Origin of the sequence: Thermogemmatispora sp. (assembly GCF_042408735.1) — a bacterium.
Lineage (GTDB): Bacteria > Chloroflexota > Ktedonobacteria > Ktedonobacterales > Ktedonobacteraceae > Thermogemmatispora.
In genome coordinates, this window is record NZ_JBHOQV010000149.1 from 1 (window position 1) to 25,567 (window position 25,567).

20 protein-coding genes and 2 pseudogenes are annotated in these 25,567 nt (G+C 62.7%); 12 read left to right on the top strand and 10 right to left on the bottom strand.

Features of this window, described 5'->3' with window-relative positions:
* Positions 1-1,519: 1,519 nt before the first annotated feature.
* Positions 1,520-2,239, top strand: coding sequence for a hypothetical protein (locus tag ACFMO7_RS16305; RefSeq protein WP_376796546.1), 720 nt, complete (start codon positions 1,520-1,522; stop codon positions 2,237-2,239).
* A pseudogene (locus ACFMO7_RS16310) lies at positions 2,229-2,879 on the top strand (class I SAM-dependent methyltransferase); the annotation flags it as partial. The gene ACFMO7_RS16305 and the pseudogene ACFMO7_RS16310, both read left to right, overlap by 11 nt.
* A 154-nt stretch (positions 2,880-3,033) precedes the next feature.
* Here ACFMO7_RS16310 and ACFMO7_RS16315 read toward each other — a convergent pair.
* A complete protein-coding gene (locus ACFMO7_RS16315) occupies positions 3,034-3,444 on the bottom strand; it encodes a hypothetical protein (RefSeq protein WP_376796547.1) in 411 nt (136 codons plus the stop codon).
* A 243-nt stretch (positions 3,445-3,687) separates the two neighbouring features.
* On the opposite strand from ACFMO7_RS16315, the gene ACFMO7_RS16320 reads away from it, so the two are divergent.
* Positions 3,688-4,791 carry an aminopeptidase gene (locus ACFMO7_RS16320; protein WP_376796548.1) on the top strand — a complete coding sequence of 368 codons (1,104 nt, stop codon included), beginning with the start codon at positions 3,688-3,690 and terminating at the stop codon, positions 4,789-4,791.
* 193 nt (positions 4,792-4,984) lie between these two features.
* On the opposite strand, the gene ACFMO7_RS16325 is transcribed toward ACFMO7_RS16320, so the two are convergent.
* The 3 genes from ACFMO7_RS16325 to ACFMO7_RS16335 all read right to left on the bottom strand — a co-directional run bounded on the left by ACFMO7_RS16325 (position 4,985) and on the right by ACFMO7_RS16335 (position 7,741).
* Positions 4,985-5,968, bottom strand: coding sequence for an NAD-dependent epimerase/dehydratase family protein (locus ACFMO7_RS16325; protein ID WP_376796549.1), 984 nt, complete (start codon positions 5,966-5,968; stop codon positions 4,985-4,987).
* A 133-nt stretch (positions 5,969-6,101) separates the two neighbouring features.
* The gene (locus ACFMO7_RS16330) at positions 6,102-7,124 is read right to left on the bottom strand and encodes a hypothetical protein (protein WP_376796550.1); all 1,023 of its coding nucleotides are present in this window, start codon (positions 7,122-7,124) and stop codon (positions 6,102-6,104) included.
* A 35-nt stretch (positions 7,125-7,159) separates the two neighbouring features.
* Positions 7,160-7,741 carry a hypothetical protein gene (locus ACFMO7_RS16335; RefSeq protein WP_376796551.1) on the bottom strand — a complete coding sequence of 194 codons (582 nt, stop codon included), beginning with the start codon at positions 7,739-7,741 and terminating at the stop codon, positions 7,160-7,162.
* A gap of 465 nt (positions 7,742-8,206) precedes the next feature.
* Between ACFMO7_RS16335 and ACFMO7_RS16340 the strand changes: the two genes are divergently transcribed.
* Positions 8,207-9,316 carry a patatin-like phospholipase family protein gene (locus ACFMO7_RS16340; RefSeq protein WP_376796552.1) on the top strand — a complete coding sequence of 370 codons (1,110 nt, stop codon included), beginning with the start codon at positions 8,207-8,209 and terminating at the stop codon, positions 9,314-9,316.
* Positions 9,317-9,328: 12 nt separating this feature from the next.
* Here the strand turns inward: ACFMO7_RS16340 and ACFMO7_RS16345 are convergent, their stop codons facing one another.
* Complete coding sequence (locus ACFMO7_RS16345) at positions 9,329-9,838, bottom strand: 6-pyruvoyl tetrahydropterin synthase family protein (protein ID WP_376796553.1); 510 nt, start codon at positions 9,836-9,838, stop codon at positions 9,329-9,331.
* A gap of 512 nt (positions 9,839-10,350) precedes the next feature.
* On the opposite strand from ACFMO7_RS16345, the gene ACFMO7_RS16350 reads away from it, so the two are divergent.
* Complete coding sequence (locus ACFMO7_RS16350; RefSeq protein WP_376796554.1) at positions 10,351-10,674, top strand: SCP2 sterol-binding domain-containing protein; 324 nt, start codon at positions 10,351-10,353, stop codon at positions 10,672-10,674.
* A 337-nt stretch (positions 10,675-11,011) separates the two neighbouring features.
* Positions 11,012-11,581 carry a helix-turn-helix domain-containing protein gene (locus ACFMO7_RS16355; RefSeq protein WP_376796555.1) on the top strand — a complete coding sequence of 190 codons (570 nt, stop codon included), beginning with the start codon at positions 11,012-11,014 and terminating at the stop codon, positions 11,579-11,581.
* 192 nt (positions 11,582-11,773) lie between these two features.
* Here the strand turns inward: ACFMO7_RS16355 and ACFMO7_RS16360 are convergent, their stop codons facing one another.
* A complete protein-coding gene (locus ACFMO7_RS16360; protein WP_376796556.1) occupies positions 11,774-12,928 on the bottom strand; it encodes a DUF1786 domain-containing protein in 1,155 nt (384 codons plus the stop codon).
* A gap of 376 nt (positions 12,929-13,304) precedes the next feature.
* On the bottom strand, positions 13,305-13,646 hold the full coding sequence (locus tag ACFMO7_RS16365; protein WP_376796557.1) for a hypothetical protein: 342 nt from the start codon (positions 13,644-13,646) through the stop codon (positions 13,305-13,307).
* A 648-nt stretch (positions 13,647-14,294) separates the two neighbouring features.
* Between ACFMO7_RS16365 and ACFMO7_RS16370 the strand changes: the two genes are divergently transcribed.
* From ACFMO7_RS16370 to nth, 3 genes are all read left to right on the top strand, one after another.
* Positions 14,295-16,265 carry a glycoside hydrolase family 15 protein gene (locus ACFMO7_RS16370; RefSeq protein ID WP_376796558.1) on the top strand — a complete coding sequence of 657 codons (1,971 nt, stop codon included), beginning with the start codon at positions 14,295-14,297 and terminating at the stop codon, positions 16,263-16,265.
* A gap of 207 nt (positions 16,266-16,472) precedes the next feature.
* Positions 16,473-17,450 (top strand): thioredoxin-disulfide reductase, encoded by a 978-nt coding sequence (gene trxB / locus ACFMO7_RS16375; RefSeq protein WP_376796559.1) that lies wholly within the window; start codon positions 16,473-16,475, stop codon positions 17,448-17,450.
* 209 nt (positions 17,451-17,659) lie between these two features.
* Positions 17,660-18,493 (top strand): endonuclease III domain-containing protein, encoded by an 834-nt coding sequence (gene nth, locus ACFMO7_RS16380; RefSeq protein WP_376796560.1) that lies wholly within the window; start codon positions 17,660-17,662, stop codon positions 18,491-18,493.
* Positions 18,494-18,654: 161 nt separating this feature from the next.
* Here the strand turns inward: nth and ACFMO7_RS16385 are convergent, their stop codons facing one another.
* Positions 18,655-19,434 carry a hypothetical protein gene (locus ACFMO7_RS16385; RefSeq protein WP_376796561.1) on the bottom strand — a complete coding sequence of 260 codons (780 nt, stop codon included), beginning with the start codon at positions 19,432-19,434 and terminating at the stop codon, positions 18,655-18,657.
* 412 nt (positions 19,435-19,846) lie between these two features.
* On the opposite strand from ACFMO7_RS16385, the gene ACFMO7_RS16390 reads away from it, so the two are divergent.
* Complete coding sequence (locus ACFMO7_RS16390) at positions 19,847-20,911, top strand: alpha/beta hydrolase (protein ID WP_376796562.1); 1,065 nt, start codon at positions 19,847-19,849, stop codon at positions 20,909-20,911.
* 234 nt (positions 20,912-21,145) lie between these two features.
* On the opposite strand, the gene pepF is transcribed toward ACFMO7_RS16390, so the two are convergent.
* Entirely contained in the window at positions 21,146-22,945 is a 1,800-nt protein-coding gene (gene pepF, locus ACFMO7_RS16395; RefSeq protein ID WP_376796563.1) for an oligoendopeptidase F, read from the bottom strand.
* A gap of 147 nt (positions 22,946-23,092) precedes the next feature.
* On the opposite strand from pepF, the gene ACFMO7_RS16400 reads away from it, so the two are divergent.
* A complete protein-coding gene (locus ACFMO7_RS16400; protein ID WP_376796564.1) occupies positions 23,093-23,230 on the top strand; it encodes a hypothetical protein in 138 nt (45 codons plus the stop codon).
* Positions 23,231-23,322: 92 nt separating this feature from the next.
* Here ACFMO7_RS16400 and ggt read toward each other — a convergent pair whose 3' ends face one another.
* A complete protein-coding gene (gene ggt, locus ACFMO7_RS16405; protein WP_376796565.1) occupies positions 23,323-24,990 on the bottom strand; it encodes a gamma-glutamyltransferase in 1,668 nt (555 codons plus the stop codon).
* A gap of 341 nt (positions 24,991-25,331) precedes the next feature.
* Between ggt and ACFMO7_RS16410 the strand changes: the two are divergent.
* Positions 25,332-25,567, top strand: a pseudogene (locus ACFMO7_RS16410) (hypothetical protein); the annotation flags it as partial.

Here is a 25,567-nt window from a genome sequence, read left to right on the forward strand (position 1 = left end):
TACTGAAAGTAAAGTAAAGAAAGAAATCAGGTCATCTGGTGCCTCCTTCCTGCGCCGGATCAGGCGCGGGAACCTGCGGGTAGCGCTGGCGATAGTCCTGCCAGTGTTCCTGATAGAAGGACTTTCCCTCCTCCGTAATGACTGTCACTCAAGCTGTCTTGAGGGGACTTGGCGGCTCCCCTGTGGTGGGGAGCCGGCCACGTGGCTTGGGAAGAGGGAGCGGGAGACGGGACTCGAACCCGCGACAGCCTGCTTGGAAGGCAGGTACGTATAATAACGCGAGCTAGCGCCCTCAATCAGCTCTAGAAGCCAGTTCACACGATTGATCAAAAAAGCCCGTTTAAACGAGGCAGGAACGCATATAGTAGTAAGCTACCAGCAAGGCAGATACTCTTAAGGAAATTATAACATATCAGCCTGCTCAACGTAACAAAAAAAGGCCCTGGCCTACAAAGCCAGGACCCTCAGTATCGACCATCCCAATTTTTGCGGCGCGGGGACTCCGTCCTGAAGGACGGAGAGGAGCACCGCTCCCTCCTTTCGCCAACGCACTGTTGTGTGTACTGCCACCCATCTCCCCGCTGGAGAACGCGGCAGTGTTTGTGGCTTGTCTCCGGGCTGATGCCTGTCCTCGTCTTGACCCCGATGCTCCCTCTGGAGCACGTCCTGACCGGTGGCGTCGGAGGCGCCACCGCTGCCGGCATGGATGCTGAGCAGAGCGTCGCGCTCATCGGGCTCGCTGCTGAAGAGCAGGGCCAGCTCCAGCTGCTCTCCCTCTTGCTCTACAGCAGTGAGCGAGCCCACACCTTCAGCCTCCCGCTCAGCACCGGCTCCTCCTCCAGCCAGTGCGCTCACTCCCCTGGATCCTGGAGCTGCTTCCCCAGCCTCTGCCAGGTCTCCACTTCATCGCCCAGGGCTCTCAGGAGCTGCATGTGGGCCTGAGCCTGCCGATGGTCGGACCAGCCATCGGGTTGGAGCGTCTCCGCCTCTAGAGCTGCAATCTGTTCCCGATGGTGCGCCAGGTCCAAGGCGCACCATCGTTTCGTGGACTCGCCAGTGTAGGCGTTCGAGACGCGAGGGCAGCTTCCTCATGGTTGTTCCTCTAGTCTGGTTGCAGCCGCAGCGAAAGAGCTGTTCCGTTGAGCCGGCTGGCAGCCGGGAAGGGCGCTCTGCTTCTGAGCCAATCTGACGGTCAGTCCAGCAGTGTTGCCAGAATGATACACGGTGGTAAACTCAAAAACAGCGGGCAGGTCCACCGAACAGCTGGCTTATGCCTGGCATTCACGCATTCACAGCCGGCCTGTGGTCTCATGAGAGCACTCGCCGCTCCAGCAAGCGCTTGCTGGAGGCCGTTCCCTGGCAGCAGTGTCCCGCCGACGCTCAGGCGGCCTCTGAGCACCTGCTGGCCCGCTGGCGGCAGGGACCCCCACCAGCCCCTGTCCCCTGCCAGCGCCGTCGGCCCTCCCCGGCGCCAGCGCCGAGAGGGGCTCCTCAGCCCAAAACCGAAAGGAGGAGGCCCATGCCGCTTCGTGACCATGACGCCCGCTGGGCCATTGGGCTGGACCTGCTCTTCGTCGACGCTGCCCGTCAGCACGTGGCCCTCATTCGGCGCCAGCAAGAGGGGGTGCTGGCCCTGCTCGGCGAGCAACTCCGCTGGGGTGAACCGGCAGCCTCCGGCCTCCTGCGGGCCCTGCGCGAGGAACTCGGCCTGGAGAGCACCACCTGGGGCCTCCTCTGGGCTGGCCTGCGCTCCTGGCGCCTGGGCGGCCCCTTCGGCCTGGACCAGCCCGCCCGGGACCCGCGCTTCCTGGCCGCCCCCTCCCTGGCCGCGCGCGCCCAGGTCCTCTCGCTGGTGTACCTGGTGGAGGCCGACCTGCCTCTGCTCGTGCAGGCCGCCCGGCCCGGCCCCTGCCCCGCAGCGACGCCGACGCGGAGCCGGTCGTGTGAGCTATGCAGTGCGGTGCGGTGCTATGCGGTGATGAGAGCAGAGCAGATGAGAAAGGAGACCGTCATGCATCCTGTTGGATGGGATGGCCCGTCAGGTCCGGTCCGCCCACCCCAGCGCGGACGCTCGACCGACATCATCGACGCTGAGAACGCCGGCGAGCTGGCGCGGTTGATGCAGCAGGATCGGCTGCTCACCGAGGCGATGGGGGCCTCTTGCCCGAGGAGGGCATTGGGCTGCCCGAAGCGGGCCGAGTGTTGGACCTGGCCTGTGGACCGGGCGGCTGGGCCTTAGAACTGGCCTTCACCTCTCCCCACATCCAGGTGATCGGGGTGGACCTCAGCGAAAACGTGATTGAGCATGCCCGAACGCAGCACGCTCACGTGGACTCGAGAACGTGCGCTTCCTGGTGGGCAATGTCATGGAGCCGCTCGACTTTCCGGACGGCTCCTTCGATCTGATCAATGGGCGGCTCCTCTTCGGCTTCATGCTGCCAGCGGCCTGGCCGACGCTGCTGGCCGAGTGCCACCGCCTCCTCAAGCCCGGCGGCATCATCCGGCTGACGGAGACGGACCCCCCCCTGACCACCAGCCCAGCCTGTGAACGCTTCAGTGCTCTGCTGAGCGAAGCCCTCAAGCGAGCGGGGCAAAGCTTCTCCGTAGACGGACATCACAGTGGTATCACGCCGGTGTTGCCGCGGCTGGTGCGCCAGGCCGGCTTTCGGCAGGTGCGGCTGCGGGCCACGGCGCTCGAGTGGTCGATGGGGACCGAGGGCCATTATCCCGTCTTCAAAGACGCTCTGATTGGGCTGGAGCTGCTGCAGCCGTTTCTGGTCACGGCTGGCGTGACCACGGGGAGGAACTGGAGCGCCTGTCTCAGCTCGCGGTGGCCTAGATGCAGCAAGAGGACTTCTGCGCGGTGTGGACGCTGCTGACCGTCTGGGGATACAAGCCCCAATAAACGAAAGGCAGTGCAACCGCCGCCTGGCCTTCCGCGAGGCCGCTCTCTCATCGCACTCAGAGCAGACCCATGGGGCAAGGAGGCAAAGCGCTGAACTGGACAGCGCTCCCCTCCTTGCGCGGACAGGCTCAAAAACCGTGGTGAGAAAAATGGCCGCTGGAGAAATGCCCTCCGAAGCTGCCGCCATGTGAGGAATGGCCACCGGACGAATGGCCCCCAAAAGATCCGCCGGCGCCCCCACCAGAGTGGCTGCTATGGTGAGAGTGGGAGGAGGAACCTGGCGCCTGCGGAGGCAGCGCCGTCTCTGGATGTGGCGCATGGCGATGATGGCTGCGGTGGTGGCCGCCGGCATTGGAGCTGCTCTGAGACTCATTCACATGCATCATCTCGATCACAGCCGGGGCAGCCTCAGCAGAGCGGCCCTGTGGGTTGCCCCAGCGGACGCCCGATGCCGACCTCTTCCTCTGCCACTGCCGCAGACCGATGTAGACGCCCAGTCCCAGGCAGAGCAGGCCGATAACAGGAATCGCGATTTCCATCTGGTTCTACCGTTCCTTTCCGATCAGAGAACGACGGTTGTTATGCTGGCACCCATGACAGAAAAACAGCCTCCCTCTCATTAGAGACGCATCAGCCTCCCAAACTTCCAGCGTTTCTCGTGGAGAGAGCCGGCGCCAGACAAAGATGACTGCCTATCCTTCGGCCAGAGTAGCCGGTCCTTATCTCCTATGCTATCATCATCAGGCAGAGAAAGACTTGCACCACCAAAAGAGGGAACCCACATGCACGACATACGCTTAGAGCGCTGGGCCCGCACCCTTGTCGACTACTGTCTGCAGGCCCAGCCAGGACAACTGATAGCCCTGCAGTCCACTCCTCTGGCAGCTCCGCTCATCGAAAGCGTCTACCGTGAGCTTTTACGCGTTGGAGCTTATCCGCTCCCTCTGCTCTCTTTTGACCGGCTCGAAGAACTGCTCCTGCGCGAAGGGAACGAAGACCAGCTACAAAACACACCCTTGCTGCTCGAAGGCTTCGCCGAGCGCATAGCTGCCCGTCTAGGAATCGAAGCTGAGAGCAACACCAGCGCCCTCACCACCCTCGACCCGGCCCGCCTGGCCAGCCGGCGTCGTGCCCAGGGTGCCCTCCGAAACCGTCTTCAGCAGCGTGAGCAAGAGGGCAACTATCGCTGGTGCCTTACCCTCTATCCGACCGCTGCCTATGCCCAGGACGCGGGCCTCTCCCTGAGCGAATTCGAAGAATTCGTCTTTGAAGCCTGTTTTCTCAACGATCCCGATCCCGCTGCCCGCTGGCGGGCCCTCTCCCAGCAACAGCAGCGGCTGGTAGCCTGGCTTGAAGGAAAGCAGCGTATTCGTGTACTGGCAGAGGGGACCGACCTCACCCTCTCCGTAGCCGGGCGGCGCTTCATCAACAGCGACGGGAGGCGCAACTTTCCCAGCGGCGAAATCTTCACCAGCCCCGTCGAAGAGAGCCTTGAAGGCACCATCACCTTTGATCTACCCAGCGCCGTCGACGGGCGCCTTGTCGACGGCATTCACCTCGTCTTTGCCGGCGGCAAAGTTGTCGAAGCCAGCGCCCGCCAGGGGCAGGACTACCTACAGCGCATGCTGGATATCGATCCGGGAGCGCGCATCGCCGGAGAGTTTGCCTTCGGCAACAACTGGAACATCCAGCGCAGCACGCGCAACATCCTCTTCGACGAAAAGATCGGCGGCACCATTCACCTGGCCCTGGGCGCCAGCTATCCTGAAGCAGGCGGCCAAAACCGCTCGGCGCTACACTGGGACATGATCTGCGACCTGCGCAAAGGGGGAGAAGTCTGGGTGGACGACACCCTCTTCCTCAAAGACGGGCGCATTCTCGTCTAGAGGGAGATCCGGCCAACGGCCAGGCCCAGGCCCAGCCGACCCCCTCCTGCCGGCGAAGAGGCCTCAGAGAGCGAGCCACAACCTCCCAAAAACAGCCGGAGGCGCCCGGTCCGACCACCGCCGCAGCCGACGACGGTGATCAGGCCGAGACGCCTCAGCTCGCCTGCTTACTGGCTTGCTTCGATCTCCTCGTTCAGGCCGAGCGAGCCTGAGCCTGGCGCCAGTAAGGGGAGAGGCGCAGCATCTGCCGGCGCACCACCGGGCGCAGCACAGGCATCAAGGCCCGCAGCGGGGCCGGTGGTGCAGCGTAGCGCGCCACATCCTGGATAATCTCCTCGAACGAGTGGCGCTGGTAGCGCAGCACACGCTGACTCTCGCTCGTATCCAGCCAATCCGTGCAGTACGGCTCGTGGCCAAAAGCCTCCTCCGGCAGCGGGCCAATCCCCATGACCTCCAACATGCGGTTCAAATAATCCCGATAGCGCACCTGACAGGATGGGCCGCCACCGATCAGCCAGATATTGCCCCAGACCTCCTCGCTACTCACCGCATTCGCCACCGCCAGCCCGGCGTCGAACGTATGCAGCATCTCCAGGCGCGTATCCAGAGGAATACGGAACATAATCGGATGGATAGGCCGCGGTCCCAGAGGAGGAACATCGGCGAAGCGGAAGATCGCCCATGTCAGACCGGAGCTGCGCAGCATAGCCTCACCCTCCAACTTATGGCGCGTATAATCGTCGGTGGCCTGCACCGGATCAGTAACCTTGCGCGGAGGCGGCTGATCCTGCGTATGGCCGAAGACGTCCAGACTCGAGCTAAAGAGAAAGCGTGGGGGCTGAGGTTGCTGGCGGGCCGCCTCAATCGCATGGCGCGTCCCCTCGACATTCACCTCGTAAGCCAACTGAGGCTGCTCATCGCTATCCGGCGGCAGGATAGCTGCCAGATGCACCACCACCTCCTGATCGCGCACGGCCTCAACCACCGTCTCCCACTGACGAATATCGCCCCAATGGATCGTCACACGAGCACCCGCCTCGCGACTGATCTGAAGAGCCTTCTGCTCATTGCGCTTCGTGCGCAAATCGAGACAGCGAACCGTATGGCCCTGGCGCAGCAGCTCCTGGACCGCACTAAAGCCAATATTGCCAAAGGCGCCCGTCACAAGGACTCGCATACAAGCAAAAACTCCTTCTAGTAGCAACTCGCTCTGAGAATCCGAACGCGCCGCGACACGCCGGTCCAGACCAGGCGAGCGGGCGCGTAGAAAGAAGAGAAGGCCACGAGGCGAGCCGCCGCCCGCAGCTCACTCACTGCAAAGAGGACGTACGGCTCGTCCTGGTGGCCTTCTCGCTCAAATACTGGATTTCTGGCAGAAGAGGATCGAGGGGTGTTCCCGTTGGCTGAGTAAAGGAAGCCGGCGTCTGCTGCAGGCGGCAGCGCTGCAAGTAGCGCACGAGCTGATAGGCCAGCGTATAGGTATGTTCCAACAAATCGGAGTTACGCTTCCACTGCTGCGCGTGGTTCAGCAGATTATTGAGCGGCACAGCGATCTGCCAGAGCACTCCCTCCTGGCCGGTAGGCACCCGGGCGTCGAGATTGCCGTTGGCCACGGCGGCGTGAACCTGAGCGATCTGAGCGATACCTTCCTCAAGCTGGCGCTGCTCCTGAGCGCGCTGGCGCTGATATTCGGCAATCTCCTTTTGCAGAGCGATAATTTCCTCGGCCCGATCGGCGCGGCGGATCGTCGCGATCAGATAGCGCATAATCACATAAGTGATAATTCCCACGATCAGCTGCAGAGCAATCGGCAAAGCGATCATAATGGAGCCGTAGCCCAGCCGTACCCAGCGATCGTACTCAGGCGTATGCTGCTGAAAGAGCGTCAGCGCCACAATGACAGCGCAATTCAAGAAACTCGTCATCAAAGCTGCCACCGGTGGAAGCAAGGCCCCGGCCAGCACCACCGGGATCACCAGAGCGCTGAAGATCCCCACGTAGACCGGATCGAGGGGGTTGGTGATCAGGTTCCCGACCGAATTGATAACCGAATTCAGCACCAGCAAGGAGGCGGCAGTCGTAGTCAAGCCCCAGCGGTTCAGCAAGGGGGCGATCAGGGCGCAGAAGCAGGCCACGCCCTCGATCCAGGGAGCGATCGGATTCAGCGAAGTCAGCGCCCCATAGATAAAAGCCAGCAGACCGAGCGGAGCGATCACCAGCGCGAAAGTGCTCGTCAGGCGCGCGTAGCGGGCGCGTTCGCGCTCAGCCGGCGTTGTTTCCGGCAGATGCCTGGGGAGGGTCAAATGGAACCACCAGGCCAACAAGGATTTCATACCATCCTCCATCGTAGCGAAGCTGCAGCGTTCAGCTAGCTGATCACACCCAGGGAGCGCAGCGTTGTCAGCGCTTCCTCAACCACCGCGGGCGAGAGATTCAACTGAGCCTTAATCTGTTCGACCGAGCGCTCGCCGTTGACCATCGTGAAAACCAGGCGCAAGACGAAACGCTGGCGCATGCTGAAGCCAGCCAGCAGCTGGGCATCGAGCGGGCGCAGCGGTCGAGGGACCGGCGTCAGCGAGAAGGAAGAAGGCGCAGCGGGAGGAAGTGCGGCCTGCGCTGGTCCTGACCTGGGTCCCGGCCCGGGTTTCGGCTCCGGCTCCGGCAGGGCCGGGCGGATCAGGCTGCGCAGGACCTGCTCTACGTCTGGCTGAATGCGCACCTGCCACTGGTCCCGACTGCTCAACAAGGCATAGGCGCGGCCCCCGCTCGCCAGCAGAGCGCCGCCCGGTCCCTGAACGAGCGATTCGAGCACAACCCCTTCCTTGACGAAGACCAGGCCCTGGCAGGTGCCGCGCACAGAGGGCACGCTCACCGTCGTCGAAAGAATCGCAGATTGCCCCTGCAGGTAGTCCAGGAGAGTCTGCAAATCAAGATAGTAGACCTTGTCCATCGTCGTCGCCTTCGCCGTCGGAAGGGGAGAATGCTCTCCATGCCCATCCCGTAGTCTGACTCCGCTTGTCAGCAGCGTCTGCAGCGCAACAGCAGCCCAGCAGGCAGCAACCTCCCACAGGGATTCAGGCTCAGAGCCTGCTCATCGAGGGTGAAGCGCTCCCCCGGCTGCAGTGGGCGCGATCTCGCGATTCTGCGTCTGCCATTCTATCATAGAACCGTGGAGGCTGCATAGAAAAAAGCCATAAAGATAGCACGCTGGTAATACTCGGGATAGAAGGGCTAGAGGATCGCTACACTTTTGCCCGTCCAGAGACTTTTCTTTCTTACTGGAATCAGTGTATAGTTATTATAGAGAGCACCCTCAGAAGGGCTAGTTGCTCTCCAGTGTCAACCATGCCACTTTCCTCCCCGTCGCGCCTGGAAGCGCGAACAACAACCTCAGGCTCTGGAGGTCCTCCCAAATATGGCCAGCTCCTCTGAAACTCCTCTGCCATTTTCTGCCCCGAGAAACCTTCCATCCCGCCAGGCGCAGCCGGTCCCACAGCTGGTCGACGCTGTCTTCGAAGGTGGAGGCATGCGAGCTTTAGCCCACATTGGTGCTCTGGCCGTTGTCGAAGAGCACGGCTATCGCTGGCATCGCCTGGCCGGCACTTCTGCTGGCGCCATGATTGCCGCCCTCGTCGCCGCTGGCTACAGCGCCGCCGAGTTGCACGCCATCATGACGGCCATCGACTACCGGCGCTTTGCCGATGGGGTTTCCGACGGCCATCTGCACCTCCATCAAGTCAGCCGGCTGCTTTTCAGGCTGGGCCTTCACTCCGGCGACTACCTGGAGCATTTCATACGTGAGCTTCTGCTGGCGCGGGGTTTGCGCTGCTTCGGCGACCTCCGTCTCCCTCCGCAGGCCGCTGCTCCCAGCGACGCCCAGACAACCGGGTTAGCGGATTACCGCTTGACCGTTATTGCCGCCGACATCAGTCGGCAGCGCCTGCTCCGTCTGCCCCAGGATCTCCTGAGCGAGCGCGCCACCTACGGTCTTGATCCTGACCAGCTCGACATTGCTCGCGCCGTGCGCATGAGCGCGAGCATTCCCTTCTTCTACGTTCCGGTCACCTTGCAGCGCGCCGATGGCCGCCTCAGCTACATTGTCGATGGAGGACTTGTCAGCGACTTCCCCCTCTTCGCTCTGCTGCCCCTGGGCCACCAGGCGCCTCGACCCATCCTTGGCTTTCGCCTCTGTCAGGACGAGAAGGGAAACGGCGGAGAAGGTCACTGCGAGCCTGGCGAGGAGGCCGACGGCCAGGACGACGCCCGCTGGCAGGCGCCAGCTCCCCTGCCGCCAGGCAACCTGATCGCCTTCAGTCAGGCCCTGCTCGCTACCATGCTCTCGGCCCACGATCGCCTCGCCTTGCAGCTGCGCTCGCGTGCGGCTGGCAGCATTGAGACCATCTGCATTCCTGTCGGCAACATCGAGGCTACGCGCTTCGACCTGAGTCGCGGCGAGATTGAGGCCCTCTATCGTCGGGGGAGGGCCGCCGCCGACCACTTCTTCGCCACCCGGGCTGACGGCTAACCGGAGCCTGCGTCAGCCCGGCAAGCGTCCCCGCAGATCCAGATGACAGGAGGCCATCTGCGTCGGAGCCTCCGAAACGCCCACCGTCAGCGTATGCACATTGAGGGTATTATAGGGTGTGAGCGCCTCGAGCAGCTCATGAGCGATGTACTCGGCCAGCCGCTCTGCCGTCGAGTTATCGATCGGCAGCTCTACCACATCGGCCCGTGGAAAGACGTAGCGCTTCTCGCGGAAGCGGATCTCCCACTCGTCGGCGGAAGCGATCAGTTCGATGTGGGGATTCTTCATCGGCAGCAAGAAGCGATGATTGAGGCGCTGGCAGATCTCGCGCGTCAGGCGTTTCAAAAGCGTGAAATCGAAGACCAGCTGATCTTCAGTGAGGGTGCCCTCCGCCTCCACGGTGACCCCATAGTTGTGGCCGTGGAGGCGCTCGCACTTCCCGCCGTACGTGATGAAGTGAGCGGCACTGAACTGGAGATAGCCACCCTCCACCTTGACCTTGAAGCTACTTACACTAGCCATAGCGGATCTCTCTCTCGAGTCTTCCCTCCCTCCCTGCCGGCGGCTGCCTGCCGGTCTGGCCCTGCTTGTGGAGGCTGCCGGGCAGGAGCCGCGCTTACTCGGCCAGCCAACCGCCTGCACCGCTGCCCTGGGCCGCTCGCTGGCTTGCCCTGGATGTTGACCGGCCAGGGACACGATACCATTAAGCTCCCGCCGTGACAAGAGGTTGGTGTCCCATGCCGGCCCTGATCTGCCGTGCGCGGCCGCTGGCTGTCTGGCCGTCGTCAGGTTAGCACCAAACGAGCGGACAGCCAGGGCTGAGAGACAGAAGGGAGCTTTCCCCCTCGATTGTCGGACGGAAGGGGGGAAACGTTCGGCAGCGGAGGTCTCCCACTGCCTCGCCTCCTCTCCTGTTAGCGCGACCGGGCGTTTTTGTTAGCCAGTTGCCTGGAATTCTTTGCGGTCCATTGCTATACTGTAACCAGTGCCAGTTAGGGTAACTCCCTGCGAATGAGCAAAGAAGGAGTGCACCGATGACAACTGCTGAGATCTTCGAAGCAATGGTTCAGAATGTCAATCCAACAGCCGCGAGTGGGCTGAACAAGACTTTCCAGTGGAACATCACCGGAGATGATCCCGGCGTCTACGCCATCAAGGTTGAAAACGGTCAGGCCGAGCTGATCAAGGGCGGGGTAGAGAAGCCCGATATCACCCTGACGGTCAGTGACAAGGACTGGGCCTCCATTGTTGAGGGGAAGCTTGATCCCACAACGGCCTTCATGACCGGCAAGATCAAGATCAGCGGCGATATGATGCTGGCAATGCGTCTGCAGAACCTCTTCAATCGGCCTCGCTAGGCGCCGCTCCCTATTTCCGGCTGAGCTAAGGCGCGTTCAGCCGAGCGCAGCAAAGCCAGGCAACGCTACGAGCAGAGGCGCTCACCTGGCGTCTCCCTGCTGAGACACCTTGGTCCCATGAGAGACCTCTCATGGACCCGAGGTGTTTTTGGCTTTTGTGGCGGCCTATCAGGGCCTTCCTCGTGTGCCCCGCCTTGCTAACCCTCCCCAGGTATGGTATACTCACCATGAACGATCGTATCTTGCCTGCTGCTTGCTACCGCTGCCTGTCAGCGCGTCCAGGCGAGACGAGACGGCAACAAACAACCAGCATCCCAGGTGGAGAAAGGCGTCCAATATGGCCCTACGGAGCGATGAACTGCATTATAATCTGCAGCATCTGAACGGTATGTTGACCACCCACGAGGCCGCCAAGCAACTCGATCTCAGTTACTGGCACTTTATGCATCTCGTAGAGGCCGGACGCATTCCCGGCGTCCGCGTGGTTGACCGCTGGCTCTTCTCTCCCGCGGACCTGGATGAGTATAAGCGCAGGCGCTATGGTGAACTGGTTGATCTGGCTCGCACCGCCCTCTCTCATCCCGATGTCGAGCTAACGGAGAAACAGGCAACCATCTGTCGCTATCTGGCCAACAGTGAACGCCCCTCCGCTATCGCCCGCAAGCTTCAGCAGTCTCGCCAGGCCGTCTACTCCCAGATCACGCTGATCCGCGAAAAAGTCGCCCGCATTCTCGAACAGCGCTCCACCGCCGACGCTGGCGCCAAGGCCAACCAGCCCTCTTCTGGCCGCAAGGGCCGTCGCCAGCGTCGCAAGGGACCGATCCCTTTACCCACCTCAGATCTGGAGAGCGAGCCTCCCGCTCACTCGGCCGGCGCCGAGACTTCCGAGAGCAAGACAGTCCCCTAGTCAGACATGTTGCTGCTCCCTCTTCTTCTTCTTCTCCTCCTCCTCCTCTCCTCTTCCGCTGCTCCGTCCGGCCTGCCTCCGTGTCTTCTCCTCCCTGGCTCTCCATTCCCGCCGTACCCGGCTCGTTGTGGCCTCTTTTCTTCTCCGCTTCTCCGGCTCTCTGATCTCTCCTGATCTCGCCTCGCCGGCCCGCTAGGCCGTCGGTTGCAGAAGCGCGGGCCGGATAGCGGTCCCCAGCTCTGGCACGCGCTCGGCCAGGGCGCGCAGCAGGCCAAAGCAGCCGGCCAGCATCATATCGCCGTGCGGCACGGCCTCGTAGTGAGGCAGGGATGAGCCGCGCAGCAGCTCACGGCGCGGACCTGTCACCGCCAAAAACGGGAGCGTTGAGGCCGGTGCCGGCTCCAGCACCAGGGCGCCGTGGCCGCTGTCGTAAAAGACTTCGTCGTTGGAGAGCGTGCCAGCGGCCAGCTTCTGCAGGAGCTCCTCCAGGCGGGCCTGGCTGATCTCGCCGGTGTGGTGCTCGAAAAGGCCCACGATACGCCCATTGACCAGGTGAAAGGCCAGCGTATGGAAGTTCCCAATATTGCAGAGCAGGCTGCGCGACTGCTGGCGTACCAGCGGATCCTCCAAGGCTCCCAGGGCCGCCGCTGCTCCTGTATCCATCAGCAGCACGGGCAGATCTGGAGCCGAACCGCTCTCTGCCACATAGCGGGCAACGCTCGCTTTAATGGCTTGCAGGCGAGTCAGGGCTGGTGGAAGCTCATCCGCCAGGTAGGCGAGTGTGGCCGGCCCTGGTGAGCGGCGGATCATGCGCTCCAAAAACTCGAAGCGGAAGCGTCGATCGCTATAGCCCGGAGGAGCTGCCCCATGATCAAAGGCGGCGATCGCCAGGGCATCCACGCGCGGATCCAGGTCAAAGGAGCGCAGGGCCTGAACGATGGCCTGGGCGTCCAGGTCCTGCAGCACAACGTGGACGACCTCCGGGGTGCGGGCGCGTCGCGCGGCCTCCTCCTCGTCGACGATCTCAAAGCCCATCTGCGCCACCGCCGTCAGATCATCGTCAAACGTGCGGGCCGCTTCGGGAGTCACCGCCACCGGGTAGCCGGCCAGAGCATGGTCGCGCGCCGCCCAGTGTGAAGGGCCGCCACCCATTGTCACCCCGGTGAGCAGCAGAGGCCGGCCTGCCGCCGTCGCCCGGCGAATGCGCTCGGCCACGATCACCGTTGGCGAAGGCATTACCAGCTTGACATTGTTCTCCATCGTCCTGCCGCTCTCGAAGAGCAGGATGTCCTGTGTTCCCGTGCCGATATCGATCGCCAGCACGCGCACCGACGCCAGGGTCGCCATAGAGACACGCCGCCAGAGACCCCAGGAGACTCCGGAAGATCTCCGAGGAAAGCAGGCGACTCCCTCCTCTCTCAAGCAAGATAGCAGCTACCGACAGCGTCCCCCCTCTTCTGCTCGCTTCATAGTCGTGAGTGAAGGGGGAGCGGGGTTTTCGCGCCTGGCCGCCGCCGCGTCTCCGCGCGGGTGTGCCGCGCAGTCGACAGACACTGCCGGAGAGGCAGTAGCGGGCGAGCGTTGGGCCAGACGGGCTTCTTCCCCTCCTCCTCGCAACGCCCTCCCTCGATTCGTCGATTCAGTATAGCATGTTGGCCCTGCTGAGTGTTGGGTTGGGAGACGGGGATTGGCTGGGAGAGCCTGTCTGACCCGAGCCAGCCAGCTAGAAGCTGATCAGCGTGAAGCCGGAGCGCGTCGTGATCGGGCGGACCTTCTTCAGCGAGCGCCAGGCCGATTTACTCATGCAGGCCCGTTTGCGCAGGGCCGTTAGCTCCCCGTCGGAAAAATGCTCGGAGGCCACCAGCACAAACGTCCGCAGTTCCGCGCGCAGCTGATTGAGACGGCGCTCCAGCTCAGCCAGGCGCGCCCGGTCGTGCGGCAACCCCTGGACAGCCAGGCGGGCCAGATCGGCCCACTGACTCATCAGGGGACGCATGCGCTCAAAGCGCTCTGCGATACAGCTAGCAACCATCTCAAAGTCAGGTACGGACGCCAGATCTGCCATGCTCCTCTTCTCCTTCCTTCCTTGCTTGGCTTGGCTATGGACCCTGTCTGGGCCTGGCCGGGGTCGTGGCTGTGCGCTCTTGCCTTACCAGCCCGCTCTGCCCTGAGCGGTGCCAGCCGGAAAGCGCCTGCTAACTTTCGGTAAGGCCATTGCTCTCCGCCCGCGAGCGAGTTCGAGATGAGAGATGAAAAAAAACAGTCCGGCCAGGCTCAATTGCAGGCGAGCGTTTCGCCTCTGCTGACTCGGATTGCCCGACGTATTCTCTGCTTTCTGGCGCAGGCCCTCTCAGATCTGGAAACGGCCAGGGGCCTGGCAATCGGGACACGGCTTTATCCCTTCCTCTCTCCCTCCTCCTCTCCTCACCGGTCAGCCCTGCTCTTCTCTCGTCTGGTCCTGAAAGGCTCGTTCACGAAGAGCCTTTGGTAGCAGCAGTGCCTGGGCTAATCCGCGGCATCGCCTGGGCTGTGGTACAATGCATACCAGCAGGCAGCGACAGGGAAGCGCGACGCGCCGCTGGCGGGACAGCTCCCAGCCATGCTACAGGAGCGCTCTCCGGCTAGCTCAGCCGGACGCCGCGCGCGGTCATAGCTTTCTCTGTATACCATACCCTGTTGCTAGAAAGCAATGATGGCGCGAAAGGACTCTGGCATGGAACAGGCAAAGCCGCACGATGGAGGAGAAGCAGCGCCGCCCGCTCAGCCACACGGCCGCCTTGAGCAGGTGAAGGCGGCCGACGACGGCCCGGCGACCTATCTGCCTATCGAGGACTATGCGGTCATCGGTGATCTGCATACCGTGGCCCTGGTCGGCAAGAACGGCTCGATCGACTGGTGCTGCATCCCTCGCTTCGATTCCCCCAGCGTCTTCGGGGCCTTGCTCGATGCGCGCAAAGGTGGCTTCTTCCGCATTGGGCTACCCGCGAACAATCAGGTCCCCATGGGGCAGAAGCAGCTCTATATTCCTGAGACCAACATCCTGCTGACGCGCTTCCTCACGGTCGATGGCGTGGGGGAGATTACCGACTTTATGCCGGTGAAACTGCCTGGGAGCGCCGAGCATCAGCATCATCTCTATCGTGCTGTGACCGTAGTGCGCGGCTCGCTCAAATTTGAGCTGGTCTGTCGGCCCGCCTTCAACTATGCGCGCGATGGGCACGTTGTCCATCTCTCGCCCGAAGGAGCCATCTTCCACAGCGATGGCCTATCTCTCGGACTGGCCAGTACGGTGCCGCTGAGCGAGGATGGACGGGGTGGGGTGCGCGCTGAATTTACCCTGCACGCCGGTCAGGCGGCCTACTTCCTGCTGGAGAGCGCCCGGCGTGGCGACCTTGGCCCGCAGCATGTCTCATCTCGCCGCTATCACGAAGCCTTTCAGCGCACGCTCAGCTTCTGGAGACGCTGGCTCTCTCAATGTCAGTACCAGGGGCGCTGGCGCGAGATGGTCCAGCGCTCGGCGCTGGTACTCAAGCTACTGACCTATGCCCCCACGGGGGCCATTGTGGCCGCCCCGACGACCAGCCTGCCCGAGACGGTCGGAGGAGCGCGCAACTGGGATTATCGCTACACCTGGCTGCGCGACGCCGCCTTTACGCTCTACAGCCTGCTGACTCTCGGCTTTACCCAGGAGGCCGAAGCCTTCATGCAGTGGCTTGACGCTCGCTGCCACGAGTTGAAAGAGAACGGCTCGCTCCAGCCCATGTACGGCATCGATGGCCAGCAGGAGCTGGTTGAGTACACCCTGGACCATCTGGAGGGCTATCGCCAGAGCCGTCCCGTGCGCATCGGCAATGCTGCCTACAAACAGCAGCAGCTTGACGTCTATGGCGAGCTGATGGACGCCATCTACATTTTCAACCGCTACAGCACGATCTCTTATGATCTCTGGGAGAACCTGCGTCGCCTGCTGGAGTGGCTACAGCACCACTGGGATGACCCCGATGAAGGAATCTGGGAAGTCCGTGGTGGTCCCCAGCACTTCGTCCACTCGCGTGTCATGAGCTGGGTCGCCTTTGACCGCGCCCTGCGTCTGGCGCGTCACCGCGGTTGGCCGGCGCCGATGGTTGAGTGGATGGAGACCAGCGCTCGCATCTACGAGCAGATTATGCATAAAGGCTGGAACGAGCGAAAACAGAGCTTTGTCCAGTACTACGGAAGCGACGCCATCGACGCCAGCGCCCTGCTGATGGCCATCGTCAAGTTCACCGGCCCCAATGAGCCGCGCATGCTCAAGACCATCGAGCGCATTCAGCGCGAGCTAGCCAGCGACTCGCTGGTGCATCGCTACGATCCCGGACGAGCTGCCGATGACGGACTTGGCAGCCAGGAAGGCACCTTTAGTCCCTGCAGCTTCTGGCTGGCCGAGGTCCTGGCGCGCTGTGGACGGCTTGACGAGGCTCGCTTGCTTCTGGAAAAGATGCTCACCTACAGCAACCATGTGGGTCTCTATGCTGAGGAAGTCGGGCTGTGTGGCGAGGCTCTGGGCAACTTCCCCCAGGCTTTCACCCATCTCTCGCTCATCACCGCCTGCACCAATATTGATGCGGCCCTCAATCGTGTCCAGGGCAGGCTCAACGCCGAGCGGCTGGCCTTGCCGCCCGAGCGTCCCTGGAGCCTGACCTGATTGATTCGTTGCTGCCAGTTCCGGCAGACGGACAGGCAGAGATAGACAGGTGGGTAGGGGGGACCAGGTCCGAGCCAGACCAGAGAGGAAAGGGCATAAAAGGTCCCCTTTCCTGTGTTTTCACAATTGAACCTGTAGCGTCCCTTCCTTCCTATGGTCAAATGAGGGCAGGGGGATCAGTTTGCAAGAAGCGGAGTGCTACTGTCTATGGCGAAGCTCTACGACGCAATCATCATTGGCTCAGGGCCGGCGGGCTATACGGCGGCCATTTATGCGGCTCGTGCCAACCTCTCGGTGCTCGTCTTTCAGGGCTACCAGGTTGGCGGGCAATTGATGCTGACCAGCGAGGTTGAGAACTACCCTGGCTTCGAAGAGGGCATTCTTGGGCCAAACCTGATGGAGAAGCTAGAACAACAGGCGCGGCGCTTTGGGGCCGAAATGCTCCCCGAGGACGTCACCGCCGTCGACTTTAGTCGTCGTCCCTTTGTGATCACCAGCGACTCGGGCAGCTACCTGGCGCGTGGGGTGATCATTGCCACCGGCGCTAGCGCCAGGTGGTTGGGGCTGCCGAGCGAGCAGCGCCTGCAGGGGCGGGGTGTCAGCGCCTGTGCCACCTGCGACGGCTTCTTCTTCAAAGGCAAAGACGTGGCGGTAGTCGGCGGAGGCGACACGGCGATGGAGGAGGCCCTCTTCCTCACGCGCTACGCCAACCACGTCACCGTTATTCACCGTCGCGATACCCTGCGAGCCAGCAAGATCATGCAGGAGCGCGCCTTTAAGAATCCCAAGATCAGCTTTATCTGGAACAGCGAAGTCGTCGAAGTGCTTGGTGAGGACTCAGTGACCGGTCTGCGCCTGCGCAACGTCAAAACCGGCCAGGAGCAGACGCTGGCCGTCGAAGGGCTGTTCCTGGCCATCGGTCACCAGCCGAATACGGCCCTCTTCCGAGGCCTGCTGCACATGGACGAAGCGGGCTACATCATTCCTGTCGAGCATACCATGACCAATATTCCGGGCGTCTTTGCCGCCGGCGATGTCACCGATCGCCGCTATCGTCAGGCGGTTACCGCCGCCGGCGATGGCTGTCGGGCCGCTATCGACCTGGAGCGCTGGCTAGAGAGTCAGGCCCATCAGGAAGAGAGCAAACAGGAAGCCTTGACCTCGGGCGAGCACCCGGCTCAGTGAGCGAGCGGCTGCCCGCCTGCGCCTTCCTCTCGCTCGGAGTCCCCAAGGCAGGACTGGGATCTGGGGCAGCGCAGGACCCAGGCGGCCAGAGAGCCTCTCCTCTCCGGCTGGTTGCGGTGGCCGCCTGGGGCTGCCGAGGCCGAGGGAGGCCACCATCAGCCGGCGACGGCCCATGTGCGGAGCGAGCCAGCGAGAAAGGATCCCTATCTGTGAGGCAGAAGCAGCATCGAAGCCAGCAGTCCCCGCTCTACCGTCAGACCCTCTTCGAGAACGCTGACTCAGCTGACTCGGCCGATCCGACAGCCAGAGGGCTGGCCGAGCAGGAAAGCGCAGCCCAGGCGGCCAGGCGTCTGCAGGCCCAGGAAATCACCCGGCGGCTGGTTGAGCACTACGGCGAACCAGAGTGGTCGACCAAGGACCCGCTCAGTCAGCTTGTTGATGTCCTGCTCTCACATCGCACGCGCGACGAACAGACGGCGGCGGCCTATGCGCGCCTGCGCCAGCGCTTCGGAAGCTGGGAGGCGGTCCGCGATGCTCCCACGGCAGCCGTGGAAGAAGCCATCGCAGTCGTCAACTGGCCTGAGATCAAGGCCCCGCGCCTGCAGGCCATACTGCGTCAGATCACAGCCGAGCGTGGCGCCCTCAACCTCGACTTCCTCTGCTCCCTGCCCGTCGAAGAGGGACTGGCCTGGCTCAGCCGCTTCGACGGGGTAGGTCCCAAGACCGCCGCCTGCGTCCTACTCTTTAGCTGCCGTCAGCCCGTCCTTCCCGTCGATACCCACGTCCATCGTCTCTCTATCCGCCTGGGCCTCATACCCGAGCGACTCACGCCCGAGCAGGCTCAGCCCGTCCTGCAGGCCCTGCTGCCGGGCGAGGCCCGCACCATCTACAACTTTCACAAGGGCCTTGTCTGGCATGGGCAGCGTCGCTGCTTTTTCCAGCGACCGCGCTGCGACCAGTGTTTCCTGTGCGATCTCTGCCGCTATTATGCGGCCCACAAGGGCAGAGCGGCGGAACGGGAGCACAAGAAGGAAAAGCAGTAACCACGGAGGTTCTGGCAGGCGGGGAAGAGACGCAGGAGGCGAGGCTTGGAGGGTGGCTTCTCACTACAGCAGGAAAAAGCCAGGCGACCAGAGCGGTCGCCCGGCGTCGATGGCATACAACAACAACAAGATGAGACTGGACTGATGCCGGAAAGGTTGGCCTAGCTGGCGCTGTGGGCCGGAGCGTGGTTCAGCACCGGGTAGCCCTCGGCCACATACTCGCGGGGATCGGGCTGGATCTCGTCCAGATGGTACGAGTTCTTGGCATCCGTGTTGATCCCTGGCCAGCGAGCGCCATAGAGATAGTGGCCCGTCTGGGCTGGCGAGAGGGGCAGCTTGCCGAACTGCGGGATACCGCGCACGCGCGGCACGTCAGGCTCGGGCGACTCGTTGTAGAGATCGTCGGGCACCCGGTTGTAGCCCATACGCTGCAGATCCGCCTCACTCAGCGTGAGCTGCAGCACGCCATCATCGCTTAGCGCTTTCACCGCCTGGCGCGGCACGTAGTAGACTTTGGGGAAGAGGCGCCCACGCTCAACCAACAGGTAGGTCGGGAAACGGGCCTGAATGGTCCCGAGCCAGCTACCGCGGGCATCGACCACGTCCATACCCAGCTTGAAGGGCGAGCGCTCGCGCATCTCGGCGGGCGCGGGTACATAGATGGGCGGCAGAGACTTGAAGGGATCCTCTAGCCCCCAACCCACCATGAAGGCAATCACAAAAATGCCTGCCACCAGCGCCAGCCCGAGCGAGAGCAAGGGCGCGCTGCCCAACAAGAGCAGCACGAAAAAGACAACAGCCACGGCCACGGCCAGCAAGAGTGGCCAGTAGCTCGGCCCGGGTGTATGGATATGCTCTTCCCCTTCCTCGCCCTCAACATCGAGCAAGGTCGCGTGAATTTCGTCGGCAATCGAGCCGGCAGTCTGAGGAGACCTGTCCATACAGCTCCTGTTCCTCGCTTCAGATGGCACTCACCAACAAAGGGGAGCCGGAGCGCACTGCCCCGCCTTCCCACTCAGTGAGCGAAGCTTGCTTCCTGAATAGCCTGGATAGAGAGAAAGAAGAAGCTCCCCTACCACATACCATAGCACATAAGCGCAAGCGCAAGACCTGTCGCTTGCCCTTAAGTATAGCATATCCCGTCAGCGATGGACACCGCTCCAGCCAGACCAGTGGGCGGGCGAGCGGGCCGGCCTGGCCTGGCTGACAATCCGCTAGGCAGCTCGCCCGCCAACGCTCAAACAAGACAGGCCCTCCTCCAGCCGACTGGCTTGATTTTGGTGGCTGGCTGGGGTAAGCTTACTGATAGATGATTCACCTTTCATATCTGCTAGCAAAGGAGGCATTCCAGACATGCCCACCTCAGTCCTCTTGCCCGGCATCAGCCAGAGGCGTTGCAGCACAGCGCGGCTGGAGATTGCCTATCTTGAAGCGGGGAGTGAGGGGCCGGCGCTTGTCCTTGTTCACGGCAACTGCTCCTCATCGCTTTTCTTTCAGGACCTCATGCTCGCCCTGGCCGCCCTGGGCTATCACGTCTACGCGCCCGACATGCGGGGCTATGGGGACAGCCAGGTTTTGCCGGTCGACGCCACTCGTGGGGTGCGCGACCTCTCGGACGACCTGGCCGCTTTCGCCGAGGCTCTGGGGCTGAGCGACTTCCACCTGCTTGGCTGGTCGCTGGGTGGCAATGTCGCCATGCAATATGCCATCGACTACCCTGGCCGGCTGCGCAGCCTCATTCTCGAAGCGACCGGTTCGCCCTTTGGCTTTGGCGGTACACGCGGCGCCGACGGCCGCCCGGTCTGGCCGGACTTCGCCGGCAGTGGGGGCGGGACTGCCAACGCCAAATTCGTGCAGCGTCTGGCCGCCGGGGACCGCAGTGACGAGCAAGGCTCGCCGCGAGCCGTTATCAACAACTTCTACTTCAAGCCGCCCTTCCGCGTTGACCCAGAGCGCGAGGAAATCTATGTCAGTGCCATTCTCTCCACCCGTACCGGGCCTGGCAACTACCCGGGCGACTCCGTGTCCTCGCCGAACTGGCCCTACGTAGCTCCGGGGCGCCAGGGAGTCAATAACGCTCTCTCCCCGGCCTATCTCAATCAGGCGGAGCTAGTTCACCTGCAGCGCAAGCCGCCCATTCTCTGGATTCACGGAGCCGACGATCAGATCGTCTCGGACACCTCCTTCTTTGACTTCGGCTATCTGGGGCAGATTGGCCTCGTTCCGGGGTGGCCGGGGGCCGAGCAGTATCCTCCTCAGCCCATGAAGACCCAGATTCGCTGGCTGCTGGAGCGCTATCGCCAGCACGGTGGAGTCTATCACGAACTCCTCCTGCCCGACTGTGGTCACGCTCCGCACATCGAAAAACTCTCGGCCGTCGTGGAAGCCATGCGTGACTTTATCGGAGCCCACATCTGAAGAAGGTCGAGGGAAGCGGCGCGCCGCCTGGCGGCCCTCTAAGCCGGGCAGCCTGGCGGCGCCCAGGCCGGGCCAGGAGCCAGGCTTAGTGCCGGAGTGGCCGGCGTATGGCCCCGGCCCCATCCCGCCGTGCCGTGCCGTGCCTTGTCTCACCTCCCTTCACCTCACCTCACCTCTCCTTACCTCAGCTGGCTCAGCCTGGCTCATTCCCTGGCGGAAGGTAGAAAGGTCTCCTTAGCCGATCAGCTCCTCCATCTGCTTCAGATGCGCCTCGAAGAGACGCAGCGCCTGACGCACCGGCTCCGGGGTAGTCATATCGACACCGGCCCGGCGCAGTAGCTCGATGCTGTAGTCCGAGGAGCCGGAGCGCAAGAACTGCAGGTAGCGCTCAACCGCGGGCGACCCCTGTTCCAGAATCTGCTGTGCCAGCGCGCAGGCCGCCGAGATACCGGTCGCGTACTGGTAGACGTAGAAGTTGTAATAAAAGTGAGGAATGCGGGCCCACTCGATATCGATCAAGTCGTCGATAACCACCTCGGCCCCATAGTACTTCTCATTGAGGCGGTGGTAGAGTCGGCTCAGCGTATCTGCCGTCAGCGGCTCGCCCTGCTCGGCCAACTGATGAATCTGATGCTCGAACTCGGCGAACATCGTCTGGCGATAGAGCGTTCCGCGAAAGTCCTCCAGCGAATGATTGAGAATGGCCAGGCGCTCCTCGCGGCTCTCGGTAGTCTTGAGCAAGTACTCCGTCAGCAGGGCCTCATTCAAGGTCGAGGCCACCTCGGCCACAAAGATCGTGTAATCGCCGTAGACAAAAGGCTGATGGCGGCGGGTATAGTATGAATGCAGCGAATGCCCAAGCTCGTGAGCCAGCGTATACATACTATCGCGGTTGCCCTGGAAATTCAGCAGGATGAAGGGGCGGGTCCGGTAGGCGCCGCCGCTGTAGGCCCCACCGCGCTTGCCCGGTGTCTCGAAGACATCGATCCAGCGCTCGCTGAAGGCCCGTTTGAGCACCGTAACGTACTCTTCTCCCAGGGGAGCGAGGGCGGCAATGACGGTATCGCGGGCCTGCTCGTACGAGATCTCTTGCAAGGTCTCCTTGACGATCGGCACATAGAGATCGTACATATGCAGCTCATCGAGCTGGAGCATGCGCTTGCGCAGGCGCAAGTAGCGGTGCAGCAGCGGCAGTTCCTCATTGACCGTCTCGATCAGCATATCGTAGACGCTCTCGGGAATATTGTAGCGAGCCAGGGCGCGCTCGCGGCCCGAGCGATAGCCGCGCTGCCGGGTATAGAACATATCCGTCTTGATATGTCCTGCCAGAGTGGTCGCGATCGTATTACGCTGCTTGAGGAAGGTCCCATGCAGGGCCTCGAAAGCCTCCTTGCGCACGCGCCGATCGGTGCTGCGGATAAAGACCAGGTAGTTCCCCTTGGTCAGCTCCACTTCTTCGCCCTGCTCGTTGCGGATGGTGGGCAGGTGCAGATCGGCATTATCGATCATCGTAAAGATGGCGTCGGGCGTCTCGGCCATCTCGCCGGCGGCGGCCAGCACCGCCTCCACCTCGGCGGAACGAATATGGGGGCGCTGGCGATTGATGTCGTGCAGCTGATGTTCATAGAGCGCCAGACCCGGAGTCTCGCGCAGGTAGCGTTCCAGCTCCTCCTGGGGGAGCGCCAGAATCTCCGGCTCGATAAAGGAGGTCGCGGTGGAGGCGCGTACATAGAGCTGGATAGCGCGATCGTACATTCCCTGGTAGAGGCTCTGGCTGGTATCCTCGTCCTTGCGCAGGGAGGCGTAGACCAGCAGGGTCTCTAGCCGCTCGAAGAACTCATCGCGCCGGCGCAGCACGTTCAGCAGGGACTCGCCGCTCTCGGAGAGCTTCCCCTTGAGCGCCTCCAGCCCTGGCAGCAGCTCCTGCAGCTCCCGGTACTCTCGCTCCCAGGCCTCATCACTTGAAAAGATGCTTTCCAGATCCCACGTATACTCTTTCGGAATATCGCTCCGTTTCTTCCAGGTTTGCAGCATCTCGCCTCCTCGAAGAGCAACCATAAACTGAAGAAAGTGTTCTCATTGTAACAGAAAAATGACACAGGCGCGTAGTGGCCAGGACGTGGGTGCACGCGAGCTGAGCCGGGCCGAGGCGGACCGAGGCGAAGCGGCTGAGGAAGAGAGATGAGCGATGGGGCGGGCGGTGGGGCGCCAGGCGCGGCTCCCCACGAAGGCGTAAGGTCCGGCGTGGGAGAGCGCTACGGCGTCACCCACCTGGCTGGCCCTGGCGCCGCGAGGGGGCGCGAGCGAGCTGCCTCCTGACGCGGGCGGCTTCCAGATTCGAGCGCGGGGACCGCTCGCGGGGACGGGCTGAGCTGTGGCGACAGAGCCGGCCTGAGCGGCGCGGCGCGGGCCTACCAGCCGAGGGCCAGGCCGTCGCAGCGCGGATCTGCTCCTCCCTGGAGCACGCGGGTAGCGGGCGTAATCATAATCGCCTGAGCATGGCCCATATCGTCTTCCCACGGTCCCCAGATCGCCACCTGGTGCCCGAGCATCTCCAGGCCCAAGGCCACCGCGTTGGGAAAGCGCTGCTCCAGAGCTACCACCTCGCTTGTCGCGCGCTCTTCTGCCGGATGCGCGCCCTGCTGACCCTGGAGCAGCTGTCGGCGCCCGCCCTGTTGCAGCAGGCGGCCACTGCGCCAGCGCGGCGCATTGAGTGCCTGCTGAACGTTCAAGCCAAAGTCGATGATCGCCGTCAGCAGCTGCACATGAATCTGGGGCTGAGCATCTGCCCCCATTGTCCCCAGCACCAGGAAAGGTTCGCCGGAGCGCAAGACCAGAGCCGGCGTGAGCGTATGCATCGTGCGCTTCCCCGGCTGCAGATAATTCACGTGGCGGGGATTGAGCGAGAAGTATGAGCCGCGATTATGCAGCAGCACCCCGCTCTCTCCGGCCACGATCCCGCTGCCCCAGCTATAGAACAGGCTCTGGATCAGCGAAACCGCATTGCCCTCCTCATCGACCACACACAGATACATCGTATCTCCGTTGCGCTCTGGCTCGCTCGCACTCGTCACCTGGGAAGCCGCCCGCTGTGGATTGATGCGCGCTCTCAGCTGCTCAGCGTAGTCCTTGCTGAGCAAGCGCTCCACCGGAATCTCCACAAAGGCCGGATCTGAAAGGTAGCGATCGCGGTCGGCGAAAGCCAGCTTCTTGGCCTCAATCATCAGGTGCAGCGTCTCCGGGCTTTGATAGCCGAGTGCCTGCAGATCATAGCCCTCCAGAATATTGAGCATCTCCAGGACCGTCAGGCCCTGCGAATTGGGGGGAAACTCGAAGACCTCGTAGCCGCGGTAGCTTGTTGACAGAGGCGTTACCCAATCTGAGCGATGGGCCTGGAGATCTTCCAGGCTCAGCACGCCCCCGCAGCGCTGCACGTAGTCAACGATCGTTCGCGCCAGCGGACCACGATAGAAGGCCTCGCGGCCCTCGCGGGCGAGCAAACGATAGGTGCGCGCCAGATCGGGCTGACGCAGGATGTCGCCGCAGCTCGGAGGCCGGCCCCCAGGCAGAAAGACGCGGGCCGTAGCTTCCCAGCGGCGCAGCACCGTCTCCGCTGCCCGTTCCAGCCAACTGGCCAGCTTGGGCGAGACCGGGAAGCCCTCCTCAGCATAGGCAATGGCTGGAGCAAAGACCTCCTCGACCGGCAGCCGACCGAAGCGCTCCAGAGCCTCGAACCAGCCATCGACCGCTCCCGGCACTGTGATCGAGAGCGGCCCGATGGCCGGAATCTCGCGCAGCGAGTGGGCGGCAAAGTACTCAGCGGTCAGAGCGCGCGGCGCGCGCCCGCTGCCGTTGAGGGCATGCAGCCGGCGGCTGCGCGCTTCCCAGATCAGCATAAAGATGTCACCGCCTGCTGAGCAGGTTGGTGGATAGACGACTGTCATCGCCGCGTTTGCCGCGACTGCGGCGTCAACGGCGTTTCCCCCACGCTCCAGCACTTGCAAACCAGCCCGAGTAGCCAGGTAATGAGCGCAAGAGACCATCGCATGTGAGCCAAAGACGGGTTGGTCGGAGAGCATAGCAGAAGATCGCCTTTCGCAGCGAGAATCTTCGTCAAACAGGCTGGGCCTTGGGGCTTTTCCCTCCCTCCCTCGGCGCCAGCGTCATTGGCGAAGCGAGCTTACCTTCATAAACGAAGACCGACCAGGCGAACAAAGCGCCGGGCCTTCTGTCCCGCCAGGCCGGCCTGGCCAGCACCTTGTCCCTACCCATTATAGCATAGTGCCGGCCGGGCAGGAGAGGAGAGGAGAGATGGCGGGCTTGCCTCTCTCTCACGCGCGCGAACTATAGCTTGACGCCAGCCTCTGGCCTCGCTATCATGAGCCTGCTGAAGAACGCCGTTTTCATCCAGGAGGCTCACATGTCGTCGACAGCCATTCTTGCCGCCCAGCCGCTCTTCACCGTGACGCTGGCCCACCTGATCTATTTCGTGATCGCCGTTCTCCTTGGGATTGTGGCCGAGACGATCATCGGCTGGCGCCTGCCCTACGGCATTCTTGGGGCCGTTCTCTGCGCCTTCATCGGCATCCTTATCGCCATCATCCTGCCGTTCCGTGTTGGCAGCGAGGTAATGCTTTTCGGTGAGCCGATCGCCCT